The 13390-nt window shown below is 31.2% G+C and carries 13 protein-coding genes; 7 read left to right on the top strand and 6 right to left on the bottom strand.

Going from position 1 to position 13390, the window contains the following annotated elements; translation table 11 throughout:
- Positions 1–273: 273 nt before the first annotated feature.
- Positions 274–1254, top strand: coding sequence for a LuxE/PaaK family acyltransferase (locus EM932_RS08990; RefSeq protein WP_135876854.1), 981 nt, complete (start codon positions 274–276; stop codon positions 1252–1254).
- Between the two features lie 152 nt (positions 1255–1406).
- Here EM932_RS08990 and tyrS read toward each other — a convergent pair whose 3' ends face one another.
- The gene (gene tyrS / locus EM932_RS08995; protein WP_135876855.1) at positions 1407–2702 is read right to left on the bottom strand and encodes a tyrosine--tRNA ligase; all 1296 of its coding nucleotides are present in this window, start codon (positions 2700–2702) and stop codon (positions 1407–1409) included.
- A gap of 363 nt (positions 2703–3065) precedes the next feature.
- On the opposite strand from tyrS, the gene EM932_RS09000 reads away from it, so the two are divergent.
- A complete protein-coding gene (locus EM932_RS09000) occupies positions 3066–4067 on the top strand; it encodes an NAD-dependent epimerase/dehydratase family protein (protein ID WP_135876856.1) in 1002 nt (333 codons plus the stop codon).
- Here the strand turns inward: EM932_RS09000 and EM932_RS09005 are convergent.
- From EM932_RS09005 to EM932_RS09015, 3 genes are read right to left on the bottom strand one after another with little or no spacing between them, the layout of a single operon-like run.
- Positions 4039–4596 carry a DUF4296 domain-containing protein gene (locus tag EM932_RS09005; protein WP_135876857.1) on the bottom strand — a complete coding sequence of 186 codons (558 nt, stop codon included), beginning with the start codon at positions 4594–4596 and terminating at the stop codon, positions 4039–4041. The two genes, EM932_RS09000 and EM932_RS09005, sit on opposite strands and share 29 nt — an antisense overlap.
- A complete protein-coding gene (locus EM932_RS09010; protein ID WP_135876858.1) occupies positions 4593–5939 on the bottom strand; it encodes a dihydroorotase in 1347 nt (448 codons plus the stop codon). Before EM932_RS09010 ends, EM932_RS09005 begins: the two co-directional genes overlap by 4 nt.
- Before the next feature lie 8 nt (positions 5940–5947).
- Positions 5948–6670 carry a polyprenol monophosphomannose synthase gene (locus EM932_RS09015; protein WP_135876859.1) on the bottom strand — a complete coding sequence of 241 codons (723 nt, stop codon included), beginning with the start codon at positions 6668–6670 and terminating at the stop codon, positions 5948–5950.
- A 120-nt stretch (positions 6671–6790) separates the two neighbouring features.
- Between EM932_RS09015 and EM932_RS09020 the strand changes: the two genes are divergently transcribed.
- Both EM932_RS09020 and EM932_RS09025 read left to right on the top strand, forming a co-directional pair.
- Positions 6791–7438 (top strand): DUF4271 domain-containing protein, encoded by a 648-nt coding sequence (locus tag EM932_RS09020; protein ID WP_135876860.1) that lies wholly within the window; start codon positions 6791–6793, stop codon positions 7436–7438.
- 24 nt (positions 7439–7462) lie between these two features.
- Positions 7463–8212, top strand: a complete 750-nt coding sequence (locus EM932_RS09025; RefSeq protein ID WP_135876861.1) for a uroporphyrinogen-III synthase — start codon at positions 7463–7465, stop codon at positions 8210–8212.
- A gap of 69 nt (positions 8213–8281) precedes the next feature.
- On the opposite strand, the gene pckA is transcribed toward EM932_RS09025, so the two are convergent.
- Both pckA and EM932_RS09035 read right to left on the bottom strand, forming a co-directional pair.
- On the bottom strand, positions 8282–9898 hold the full coding sequence (gene pckA, locus EM932_RS09030) for a phosphoenolpyruvate carboxykinase (ATP) (protein ID WP_135876862.1): 1617 nt from the start codon (positions 9896–9898) through the stop codon (positions 8282–8284).
- Between the two features lie 57 nt (positions 9899–9955).
- Positions 9956–10357, bottom strand: a complete 402-nt coding sequence (locus EM932_RS09035; RefSeq protein WP_135876863.1) for a DUF423 domain-containing protein — start codon at positions 10355–10357, stop codon at positions 9956–9958.
- A gap of 80 nt (positions 10358–10437) precedes the next feature.
- On the opposite strand from EM932_RS09035, the gene EM932_RS09040 reads away from it, so the two are divergent.
- The 3 genes from EM932_RS09040 to EM932_RS09050 all read left to right on the top strand — a co-directional run bounded on the left by EM932_RS09040 (position 10438) and on the right by EM932_RS09050 (position 13385).
- Entirely contained in the window at positions 10438–11802 is a 1365-nt protein-coding gene (locus tag EM932_RS09040; RefSeq protein ID WP_135876864.1) for a saccharopine dehydrogenase family protein, read from the top strand.
- Between the two features lie 450 nt (positions 11803–12252).
- Positions 12253–12723 carry an Lrp/AsnC family transcriptional regulator gene (locus EM932_RS09045; protein ID WP_135876865.1) on the top strand — a complete coding sequence of 157 codons (471 nt, stop codon included), beginning with the start codon at positions 12253–12255 and terminating at the stop codon, positions 12721–12723.
- A 101-nt stretch (positions 12724–12824) separates the two neighbouring features.
- On the top strand, positions 12825–13385 hold the full coding sequence (locus tag EM932_RS09050; protein ID WP_135876866.1) for a DUF3575 domain-containing protein: 561 nt from the start codon (positions 12825–12827) through the stop codon (positions 13383–13385).
- The last annotated feature ends 5 nt before the right edge of the window (positions 13386–13390 follow it).

The raw sequence follows: 13390 nt of genomic DNA on the forward strand, positions 1-13390 counted from the left end.
ATTCATAAATTTAAAAGGCGTTACTAATAGTAACGCCTTTTTATTTTATATATTTTTGTCTTTCTAATAAAAAATTTCTTGGTACTAAACTATTTTCAATAGTAGAAGTTATAGAGATATTTTAGTAGTTTCTTTTAAAACAGAGGGTTTGAAAACCGAAATTTTGTTATTTAGATTCTCGATTTTACTGAAACAAGTTCAGCACAGGTGTGGGAATGACAATTTCAACAGAAATCACGAGGCTCAGCTTGAGGAATTCTTTTAGAATAATTTATGATTGACACTAATTCTATTTTCAACATTAATAGTCAAACAGAATTTGAAGATTTGGCACTACAAATTTTTAAATTTCAATTTGATAACAATAGGGTTTATCGTTCTTTTTGCGATTTGATATACAAACATCCCAGCGATGTAAAAACTATAAAGGATATTCCTTTTTTACCCATTCAGTTCTTTAAATCTCATAATGTACTAAGTTCCAAAGACGCTATTAAAACTACTTTTTCAAGTTCTGGTACTACTGGAAGTATGACTAGTAAACACCATGTAACAGATTTAGATATTTACACCCAAAGCTTTACTAAAGGATTTCAGCAATTCTACGGACCTATTGAAGATTATGTAATTCTGGCATTATTACCCTCTTATTTAGAACGTGAAGGCTCTTCGCTAATACATATGGTAGATGCTATGATTGAACAATCAAAACATACAGAAAGTGGGTTTTATTTAAATAACTATTCAGAACTGAAAGATACATTAATAACATTAGATTCCCAAGGAAAAAAGGTATTGTTAATTGGGGTGTCTTTTGCTTTGTTGGATTTGATTGAAATACATCAGTTTAATTTAAAAAACACCATTATTATGGAAACTGGTGGTATGAAAGGCAGAAGAAAAGAACTTATTAGAGAAGCTTTACATGCAAAATTAAAAACAGGCTTTGGTGTAAACATAATACATAGTGAATACGGCATGACCGAACTGCTAAGTCAAGGATATTCTAAAGGGCATGGAATTTTTAATCATCCTAATTGGATGCGTATATTAACTCGCGACACTGAAGATCCGCTTACGATACAATCATTAGGTAAAACAGGTGGTATAAATGTTATTGATCTGGCCAACATAAATTCCTGCTCTTTTATTGCCACTCAAGATTTAGGTCGCGTTAATGATAATAATACCTTCGAAATTATTGGTCGTTTTGATAATTCGGATATTCGTGGCTGTAATCTCATGGTTTTTTAATTATAAAAATAAGTTTCGAAAAAAATAATTTAATCATTCTGTAAGTTATTTAAAATAGTTACGACAAAACCACCAGCTAAGATAAAAGAAAAATTAGTTTTTAGTTGATTGGTTAAGACAAAGCCTGATTTCTGAAATCAGGCTTTGTTGTTTTATATAACTCTTAGTACAAAATAGTTTTTCTTACCACGCTGCAATAACACAAACTTATTATTAATTAAATCCTTTGCAGTAACACAATAATCATCCTTTACTTTTTCCTTATTTACAGAAATAGAGTTCTCTTTAAGCGCTCTTCTTGCTTCTCCATTAGATTTTAAAAATCCTCCTTTTTCGGCCAAAGCTGCAATAATATCTATGCCATTATCAATATCCGATTGAGATATTTCTGTTTGTGGCACACCATCAAATACATCCAAAAATGTTTGCTCATTCAATCCTTTTAAATCATCACTAGTCGATTTCCCAAAAAGAATATCACTGGCTTTTATAGCATTTTCTAAATCGTCTTTAGAATGCACCATCATTGTAATTTCTTCTGCTAATCGTTTTTGCAAAACACGCAAATGAGATGCTTCCTTATGTGTCTCAACTAAAGCGTTAATTTCTTCTTCCGTTAAAAAGGTAAATATTTTGATATATTTTTCAGCATCTTCATCACTAGAGTTTAACCAATATTGATAAAATTTGTATGGTGAGGTTCTGTTAGCATCTAGCCATACGTTTCCTCCTTCTGATTTTCCAAATTTAGAACCATCAGATTTAGTTATTAGTGGACACGTTATAGCAAACCCCTTTCCACTATCTATTCTTCTAATTAATTCTGTTCCAGTTGTAATATTTCCCCACTGGTCACTTCCTCCCATTTGAATTGTACAGTCTTTTTCTTTATATAAATGAAGAAAATCATAGCCTTGGACTAATTGATATGTAAACTCTGTAAAACTCATCCCTTCAGACGACTCAGACGAGATTCTATTTTTCACAGAATCTTTTGCCATCATATAGTTTACAGTAATATGCTTACCAACATCGCGAATAAATTCAAGAAATGAAAAATCTTTCATCCAATCGTAATTATTCACTAAAACTGCTGCATTTTCAGCATCACTTTCAAAATCTAAAAAATGTGATAATTGATTTTTAATGGCGTTTTGGTTATGACGTAATGTTTTTTCATCCAATAAATTACGCTCATTAGATTTACCGGACGGATCTCCAATCATTCCTGTTGCACCTCCTACTAAAGCTACCGGTCTGTGCCCACAACGTTGATAATGCGCCAATAGCATAATAGGGACCAAGTTTCCAATATGTAAAGAATCCGCTGTAGGATCAAAACCCACATAAGCACTACGCATGCTTTCCATTAAATGCTCTTCAGCTCCAGGCATTACGGTATGTATCATACCTCTCCATGTTAATTCTTCAACAAAGTTCTTTATCATTATTTTCAATTTTTTACAAAACTATGCAAAGATAAAAATCAATGTATAATTACTTAGCTATTATGAATAATTCTTTATTTGAAAAAGCAATTCCAAATAAGGCATAGAGGTTTCAATTCAAATTATTATTCTAGTTTTAACGTCAGTTCAATCTAATTTTTTTATAAAAAATAATATTAAATCAATGATTTTCAAGTGTTTGTCATTTCTGACATAGTTTCTTTATTAAAATAGTTAAACAACTGATTGTCAGTTTTTAATATGTCAAACTCACGTTAGTTTTAGTATAAATCTTTATAATAAATAAGTTATATAGATAATATTTGAATCTAAGTACTCTTAAATATTTATTACTTTCGTTGCATGATTTTAGTAACAGGTGGTACGGGTTTAGTTGGTTCTCATTTACTTTATGAGCTTGCAAGCAGTAATGAGAAAATTAGAGCGATTTATAGAACAGAGCGTAAACTTGCTAATGTAAAATCTGTTTTTGCCACTTATACAAATAACTACGAGTCGCTTTTTAAAACCATTGAATGGGTACAGGCAGATCTTTTAGATGTTCCTGCTTTATCTGAAGCATTTGCAGGGATTACCTATGTGTATCACTGTGCTGCATTTGTCTCTTTTGAACCTGATAAATATCAAAGGTTACGGAAAATAAATATTGAAGGTACTGCTAATATTGTAAATCTTTGTTTATCAAACACTATTAACAAACTTTGTTATGTAAGTTCTATAGCAACCTTAGGAAGCCCTGTTAATAATGAGGAAATCAGTGAAAGTACTAATTGGAACCCTGAAGATGACAATAGTGTTTATGCGATTACAAAGTACGGAGCAGAAATGGAAGTTTGGCGTGCAACTCAAGAAGGCCTTCATGTTGTAATTGTTAATCCTGGCGTTATTTTAGGCGCTGGTATTTGGCATTATGGAACTGGAAGTTTATTCAAAAAAGCACATAGAGGTTTTAAATATTATACTTCTGGAACGGTTGCGCTTATAGCTGTTGAAGATGTTGTTTCAATTATGATAACACTCACAAAAAGTGATATTATAAATGAGCGTTTTGTGTTAGTTGCAGAGCATTGGACTTATAAACAGTTTTTACAAGCTTTGTCTGAGTCTGTAAATGTGAAGCCTCCAGAAAAAATGGTTAGTCACTGGTTATTGAAATTAGCTTGGAAATTAGATTGGTTAAAAACCAAATTAACTGGTAAACGAAGACAATTAACAAGGCATATCGCTATATCCTTATCTACAGAAACAAAATACAGTAGTCATAAAATTAAAACGACTTTAAACTATAAATTTAAACCTATAGATAAAACGATTACTACTCTTGGGGGTCTTTATCTGAAATAGAATCAATTACACTTCTTATTTCCTTAAGTCTTTTTTCTACTAGCATTTCTGCTACCGAATCCTTTACTTTCAATACTTTTAATGAGTCTTTAATTTTTAATAGCATTAGAGAATCCTTTTCTGTAAATACCAGCCTAAGCGAATCTTTTCTTCTTTCTTCTTTTTCCTTTCTTTCTTCCTCTTCCTCCTTCTTGAACTTAACCTTAAGTATTTCCAAGCAATCTTTAACTTTTAGAAAAATTTCTTCATAATCCTTTATATAAAAAGCATAATACTCATTGCTCAAAGCAAACTGCAAGCTATCTATATTGTGCTTTTCGTAAACATAAGTATTGAAATTAATACCATGATCTTCCATTATTTTTCTATTAACAGAATTTGAAGATGATATTATCTTGGCATCTATTAATACGTTAACCATTTTCTCCTTAGATATTAAATTATCAGGTTTCTTAGGTTTTTTTAAATCATGACAAGCTGATATAACTATTAAAACACTTAAGTATATAGTAACTCGTTTTAAAATCATCTGTTAAAAGTTAATCGTTTGGCTGCTTTCACATTGCTAAATTTAGAGTTCTGATACACTAAACTGCCGTTTAAAAATGTATGTGTAACTCTGGATTTAAAGGTTGTTCCTTCAAATGGAGACCACTCGCATTTATATAAAATATTATCTTTATTTACAGTCCATGGGTTATTTAGGTCTATTAACACTAAATCTGCAAAATAACCTTCTTTAATAAACCCTCTCCTTGCAATCTGAAATAAAATTGCTGGGTTATGGCACATTTTTTCAACGACCTTTTCCAGAGAAATTTTACCTTTATGGCACATTTCTAACATGGCGGGCAATGCATGTTGTACTAGCGGACCTCCTGATGGTGCTTTAGTATAAACATTTTTCTTTTCTTCTAAAGTATGTGGGGCATGGTCTGTAGCTAAAACATCTATTCTATCATCTAATAAAGCTTCCCATAATTGCTCTCTATCTTCTTTGGTCTTAACCGCTGGATTCCATTTTATAAAAGTGCCTTTTTCATCATAATCTTCATCGCTAAACCACAGATGATGTGTACAAACTTCTGAGGTGATTTTTTTATCTTTTAAAGGAATTTTGTTGTCAAATAAATTTGTTTCTTTTCCTGTTGAAAGATGAAACACATGAAGCCTTGCACCTGTTTTCTTAGCTAATTCTATCGCCCTAGAAGATGACAAATAACAAGCTTCTTCACTTCTTATTATTGAGTGATATTTAATAGGAATATCATCTCCATAGGTTTCTAAATGTTCTTGGAAATTCTTTTTTATAGTTGCTTCATCTTCACAATGAACAGAAATAACCATTTTCGTGCTCTTGAAAATTTTCTCCAGCACTTCCATATCATCAACTAACATATTACCTGTTGAAGACCCTAAGAATAGTTTTAAACCTGCTGCTTGATTTATATCTAATTTTAGAATCTCATCCAAATTATCATTAGTTCCTCCAAACATAAACGAATAATTAGCTGAAGATGTTTTTGAAGCGATCTCAAACTTCTCTTCCAGTTTTTCAATGGTCGTTGTTTGAGGATTTGTATTTGGCATTTCTATAAAAGAGGTAATTCCTCCGGCAATAGCCGCCCTGGATTCTGTTTCTATATTAGCTTTATGCGTTAACCCTGGCTCTCTAAAATGAACTTGATCATCAATAGCTCCAGGTAATAAATATTTTCCTTCGGCATCTACAACAAGTACATCGGCAGACTTAGCACTTATAGATTTACCTATCTTTTTAATGTACTCACCTTCAATTAATATGTCTCCATTAAAAATAATGCCTTCATTTACAATATTTGCATTCTTAATAAGTGTCGATTTTAACTTCATATAAATTCTTATTTTTTAAAAAGGCTTTTTAGTTTCATAGAAATAACTCCAAAAATGGCTTCGGAAATAATGCCAGAACTTAGTTTTGATTCTCCTTTTGTTCTATCAGTAAAAATAACTGGTACTTCTATAATCTTAAATTTCTTTAAATATGTTTTAAATTTCATTTCAATTTGAAACGCATAACCAATAAACTTTATAGCATCTAAATTTATTGCCTCAAGGACATGTCGTTTATAACAAACATAACCTGCTGTTGTATCATGAATTTTCATACCAGTAATGATACGCACATATTTTGAGGCACAATAAGACATAAGAACACGATTCATTGGCCAATTAACAACATTAACACCTGTAATGTATCTAGAACCTATAGATAAATCTGCCCCTTCTATATGACAAGCATTATATAAATTTATTAAATCGTTTGGATCATGTGAGAAATCTGCATCCATTTCAAAAATATACTTATAGGTCTTGTCTAAACTCCATTTAAAGCCATGTATATAGGCAGTCCCTAACCCCGATTTTTCTTTTCGAATTTCTAAAAATAATCTGTTGGGAAAATCGGCTTGAAGTTCTTTTACCTTTAAAGCCGTTAAATCTGGAGAATTATCATCAACAATAAGGATATGAATACTATCAGACTGAGAGAATACAGCTTTTATAATAGCCTCAATGTTTTCTATTTCGTTGTATGTTGGAATGATAACAACCGTATCTTTCATTCTCTAACTCTATTAAAACTTTTTAATTTTTAGCAAATGTACATTAATAACCGTTCATTTTTTTTAAATATTCCTTAATAATTATAAGCGTGGTATTAATATTTATAATAATTTTATACCATGCTTCGAGATATCGTATCAAATGAATTATATACAATTTTATTAGTTACAGGACTGCTTGTCGTAGCTATGGCAAAATTGGCTTCTCCAAAACGTTTTGATGATTTCATATTTGTTATTGGAAATTATAAATACCTTAAAATTTACTCTAGAGAGCAAAAATTCCTCGACAAATTTGATGCTTTATTATTTGGCAATTTAATTCTTTCATTATCTGTTTTTAGCTTTATTTCATATCAGCATATAACTGATGGCAAGTTACTTTCTATAGATCTAATGTTTAAAATATCTTTTAGTATTGCTGTTTTTATTTTAATAAAGGTTCTTATTGAGCGACTTATTGGGAGTCTTTTGGAAATTGATAAGCTAATAGATCAATATCTTTTTCAGAAAATTAGCTATAAGAATTTCTTAGGTGTTTTACTACTTCCTATAAATGCTTTGCTATTGTTTAGTTTTAAACCTTCTTTGCCAATTATATATTTGATAGTTATTTTATTGTTAATTGTTAATATTATTGGGCTTATTACTTCTTTTAAAACGCATCAAAGTTTAATAAAACGCAATTATTTTTATTTTATTTTGTATCTTTGCACTCTCGAAATCTCACCTTACATCATTTTGTACAAGGTGTTTATTACCAAATAATAAGAGAACAAACTACTTACCAGTATGAAAGTAAAAACAATTCTAGTATCTCAACCCGAACCCAAAATAGAGAACTCACCCTACTTTGATTTACAAGAAAAGCAAAAGGTAAAAATAGATTTCAGACCTTTTATACATGTTGAGGGTGTATCTGCAAAAGATATTAGGCAACAAAAGGTAGATTTAAATAATTATACAGCTATTATTTTAACGAGCAGAAATGCCGTAGATCATTTTTTTAGAATTGCAGAAGAAATGCGATTTAAAGTTCCAGATTCTATGAAATATTTCTGTCAGTCTGAAGCTGTTGCTTTCTATCTTCAAAAGTATGTGGTATACAGAAAGCGCAAAATTTATGTTGGTAAACGTACGTTTTCTGAATTATCTCCATTAATTAAAAAGTATAAAGAAGAAACATTTTTATTACCAAATACAGATAAAGTAAAACCAGCAGTTCCTGAAACTTTAAACGCTTTAGGTGTTAATTGGAAACAAGCTACTTTTTACAAAACTGTGGTTAGTGATTTATCCGATTTAGCAAATGTTTATTATGATGTCTTAGTCTTTTTCAGCCCTTCTGGAATAGAATCTTTATTTCAGAACTTTCCGGATTTCAAACAAAACGATACACGAATTGCTGTTTTTGGAAATACAACAATAAAAGCTGTAGAAGAAAAAGGATTGCGAGTAGATATTGCTGCACCAACACCAGAAACACCATCAATGACAATGGCTTTACAGAAGTATATTGATAAAGTTAATAAAGGAAAATAAACTTAACACTCTTACAGTAAAAAAGGGATGATTTGAAAAAATTATCCCTTTTTTATTTAGCTAACATATTTAAAATGCATAACGTTGCGGACCGCCTCGTCTGATTTCCTCATTACAATGGGCTTCGAATTTTTTGAAATTCTCGCGAAACGCATTAGTTAATTTAAAAGCTGTTTTATAATAGTTTTCATCATCATTCCAAGTGGCTCTAGGACTTAAAACACTTGTTGGTACACCTGGACATTCTCTAGGTTGTGCTACACCAAAAACTGAATGTATATGGTAATCATCATAGTTATATAAACCTAAATCGCCATTTAATACAGCGCTAATCATAGCACGTGTATATTTTAATTTCATTCTAGTACCAACACCGTAAGGACCACCAGTCCAACCTGTATTTACCAGCCACACATTAACTCCAGACTTTATCATTTTTTCACTTAACATTTCAGCATATTTAGCTGGGTGTAAAGGCATAAAAGGCGCACCGAAACATGCCGAAAAAGACGGTTGTGGTTCTACAACTCCAGCTTCTGTTCCTGCCACTTTTGCTGTATATCCTGAAATGAAATGATATGCTGCCTGACTAGGTGTTAATTTAGATATTGGTGGCAATACTCCAAAAGCATCGGCTGTTAAAAAGAAAATATTTTTTGGATTCTTACCAGTTGATGGCACTTGAATATTTTCAATATGCTCAATGGGATAACTAACTCTTGTATTTTGTGTAATTGAAATATCCTCGAAATTAACGTGACCATCTTTATCTAGAATAACATTTTCTAAAATAGCTCCTTTTTTAATAGCATCATATATTTCTGGTTCGTTATCTCTTGAAAGATTAATGACTTTTGCATAACAGCCACCTTCAAAATTAAATACCGAATTCCCTGCAGTCCACCCATGTTCATCATCACCAATTAAACTCCTATTTGGGTCTGTAGATAAGGTTGTTTTGCCCGTACCAGATAATCCAAAGAAAATAGCCGTATCACCTTCTTTACCTACATTAGCACTACAGTGCATTGGTAATGTATTTTTAAATACTGGAAGTATAAAATTAAGCGCTGAAAAAATACCTTTTTTAATTTCACCAGTATATCCCGTTCCTCCAATTAATGCTATTTTCTTAGAAAAATTTAAAATTGCAAAATTATGTTGGCGTGTCCCATCCTCTTCTGGGTTTGCCATAAAACCAGGAGCGTTAACCACAGTCCATTCTGGATCAAAGCCTTTTAACTCCTCTTCCGTTGGTCTTAAAAACATATTATAAGCAAATTGATTGCTCCAAGGATATTCATTAATCACGCGAATATTCAACTTATAATCTTCATCTGCGCAAGCATAACTATCTCTTACAAAAATCTCTTTATTAGATAAATAATTAACGACCTTATTATATAATGCATCAAATTTGTCTGCATCAAACGGAATATTAATATCTCCCCACCAAACTCGATCTTTTGTTATATCATCTTTAACAATAAATCGATCTTTTGGAGAGCGCCCAGTAAATTCACCTGTATTAACCGCTAAAGCTCCAGATGAGGCTTCTTTACCTAATCCTTTTTCAACCGTAATTTCATGAAGTTGTTCTGGTGAAAGTTGATACTGTACATTGGCATTTTTAATTCCGTATACCTCCAGCGAAATCGTTTTCGTAACTTGATTATAATTTATCATAATTTGTTGTAAAATTATTTATTGCGCAAAATTAAAACAATTATTTTAAATTATCTGTTATTGATTATCGTTTTTAGATTCCATTTTTAAGAAATTCGCAATCATAACTCCCCATGCTAAAATTAGAAGCAATCCACCTATTGGAGTTACAAAACCGATCATTTTGAAATCAAAAGTTGTTAACAAATTTGTTGCTAACCCATAAATAGATCCTGAGAATAAAATGATTCCCGATACAATTAAATAATATAAAACTTTCTTCGTTTTTTGTTGAATATATGTAGAACTTCCTATAAATAATAGTAAAATAGCATGATACATCTGGTATCTGACACCTGTCTCAAAAGTTTGCTGTACTTCAACTGTAATTAATTCTTTTAATGCATGTGCTCCAAATGCTCCAAGAATAACAGCCAATAAACCAAAAATTGATGCCGTAATTAATATTTTTTTGTTCATAATATGTGTTTCGTTATGGCTACTAAAACCTAATGTATTTATTAAATTCGTTTTTACAAAACTAGTTAACTATTCTTATTATGCGAAAAATTTTAGTCATTGGTTCAGGGAAATCGGCTTCCAGTCTTCTAAAATATTTATTAGATAAATCGGCTTCAGAAAACCTTTTTATTACTGTTAGTGATTTAAACCTTAATGCTGCTAAAAAACTAATTGGAAACCATCAAAATGCGAAAGCCATATTGTTAGACGTTTTCGATGAAACATCTCGTACCGAGGCTATAAAAAATGCGGATATTGTAGTATCTATGCTTCCTGCCCGTTTTCATATAGAGGTGGCTAAAGATTGTATTTTACTAGGAAAGCATATGGTTACGGCTTCTTACGTAAGCCCCGAAATGCAGGCTTTAGATGAAGATGCTAAAACCAAAGGTCTTGTACTTATGAATGAAATTGGTGTAGATCCAGGTATAGACCATATGAGTGCGATGCAAGTTTTAGATCGTATACGTAACAATGGTGGGAAAATAATTTTATTTGAATCGTTTACAGGTGGCTTAGTAGCTCCTGAAAGTGATAATAACTTATGGAACTATAAATTTACCTGGAACCCTAGAAATGTAGTTACTGCTGGGCAAGGAGGGACTGCCAAATTTTTACAGGAAGGCACCTATAAATATATACCTTATAACCGTTTGTTTAGACGTACGGAGTTTTTGGATATTGATAATTATGGTCGTTTTGAAGTTTATGCAAATAGAGATTCCTTAAAATATCAAAGTGTTTATGGGCTTGATAATGTTAAAACATTGTATAGAGGTACTATGAGGCGTGTTGGATTTAGTCGAGCGTGGAATATTTTCGTCACACTTGGAATGACGGATGATAGTTACACTATAGATGATAGCGAAAATATGAGTTATCGTGATTTTATAAATGCTTTTTTGACTTACAGTCCTTTTGATTCTGTAGAATTAAAATTGAGACATGCGCTTAAGATTGATCAAGACGATATTGTTTGGGACAAACTTATAGAACTTGATATTTTTAATGCTGAAAAGAAAGTAGGGCTAAAAAAAGCAACTCCGGCTCAAATACTTCAAAAAATACTCATGGACAGCTGGACACTTGATACTAATGATAAAGATATGATTGTTATGTACCATAAATTCGGCTACGAAAAAGATGGTAAAAAATATCAGATAGATGCTAATATGGTTGTTTTAGGTGAAGATCAAACCTATACGGCTATGGCAAAAACAGTTGGTTTACCCGTAGCTATGGCTACTCTGGCTATTCTGAATAAAAAAATAACGTCTCCTGGTGTTCAAATCCCTATTACTAAAGAAGTTTATGAACCTATTTTAAAAGAATTGGAAACTTTTGGTGTCTCCTTTCATGAAAAAGAGGTGCCTTATTTGGGGTACAATCCATTAAATAATTAGTTTAACGTCGATTTAATTTTTTTATAAAAAATAATATTAAATCAATGATTTTCAAGTGTTTGTCAATTTCGACAGAGCGAAGCATGAGCCTTTCGACTTTAGTTTATGCTGAGCGTAGTCGAAGTACTCAAGATAAACTTTCGAGAAATCTCATAAGGATGGGATTCCTACTCAATAGCTACGCTATATACGTTCAAGTAAAATATATTTTACTCTCCGTAGCGTTCGGAATGACATAGTTTCTTTATTAAAACAATTAAACAACTGATTGTTAAGTTTTAATATATCGAGTTAGTTTAATAACCTCTCAACTGTACTCCTTTAGACAAATTGAGAACATGTTTTCGTTTTACAGTTGGTTATAAAATTTCACTTAATGAGTAGTTCTTAACACAAAAATAGTTTCAATTTGAAACCAAATAGCTATTTTTATGTTTTAATACTCAACTAATGAAGTCTAAAAATAAGCCTATAATAATAGATGGGATTGACAAAAAAATACTACGTGCATTAACGGAAGATGCTAGAACACCCATTTTAGAGATAGCTCGTAATGTTGGTATTTCTGGCGCTGCTATTCATCAACGTTTACGAAAATTAGAGAAGTCTAAGCTTATTTCTGGTTCGCAATTCATTATCGATGCTAAAGTTTTAGGCTACTCAACTATGACTTTTGTTGGTATTTATCTTGAAAAAGCCGTAAATACGGAAGATGTTATCAGGGCTTTAAAGAAAGTCCCTGAGGTTTTAGAGTGCCACTATACCACTGGAGAATGGAACATTTTTATTAAAATGCTAGCGTATAACAATAGCCATTTAATGATGCTATTAAATAACAAAATTCAAACCATAGTTGGTGTATTAAGAACAGCATCTATTATTTCCTTGGATCAGCAAATTAATAGACAAATAAAAATTTAATTAATAAGTATCTTTTCCCTAAGCAACCTTTTTGCAAACATATCATCTTTTCTATGGTACAATTATTGATTATAAGCCATATTTAATCTTAAATCTAAATTATGAAAAAATTACTTTTTTTATTATTACTCCTAGTATCATGTTTTTCCTTTTCTCAAGAAGAAGAAAACATAAAATCTCATGAAATTAAAATAAATGCATTCAATGCTATTATTTTTAAATCTGTTGATTTTTCTTATGAATATTTAATCGATTCTGAATCATCTGTAGGAGTATCTGTTTTCTTTAATTTACATGACCCCGAAGAGGCATTCCTTGAAGATGGTCCTGTATACAACGAAGAATTTGCATTGACTCCTTATTATAGGCATTTTTTTTCAAATAAGTATGCTTGGGGATTTTTTCTAGAAGCTTTTGGAATGTATAATGTTCAAAAAGATTTTGATGGTTATTATGATAATAATCTTGATAGAAATGTTTTAACAGAAGGAACTTCAAACAATGTTGCTTTAGGGATTGCTTTAGGAGGTAAATTTGTAAGTAAAAAAGGATTTGCTTTTGAGTTTTTAGGCGGTTTGGGTAGAAACTTATCACAATCTAACGATGCTATTGGTACAGAGCTTGTACCTAGAATAGCCGCTTCTTTAGGTTATAGGTTTTAATGTAG

This window comes from Flavivirga rizhaonensis, from assembly GCF_004791695.1.
Classification (GTDB): Bacteria; Bacteroidota; Bacteroidia; order Flavobacteriales; family Flavobacteriaceae; genus Flavivirga; species Flavivirga rizhaonensis.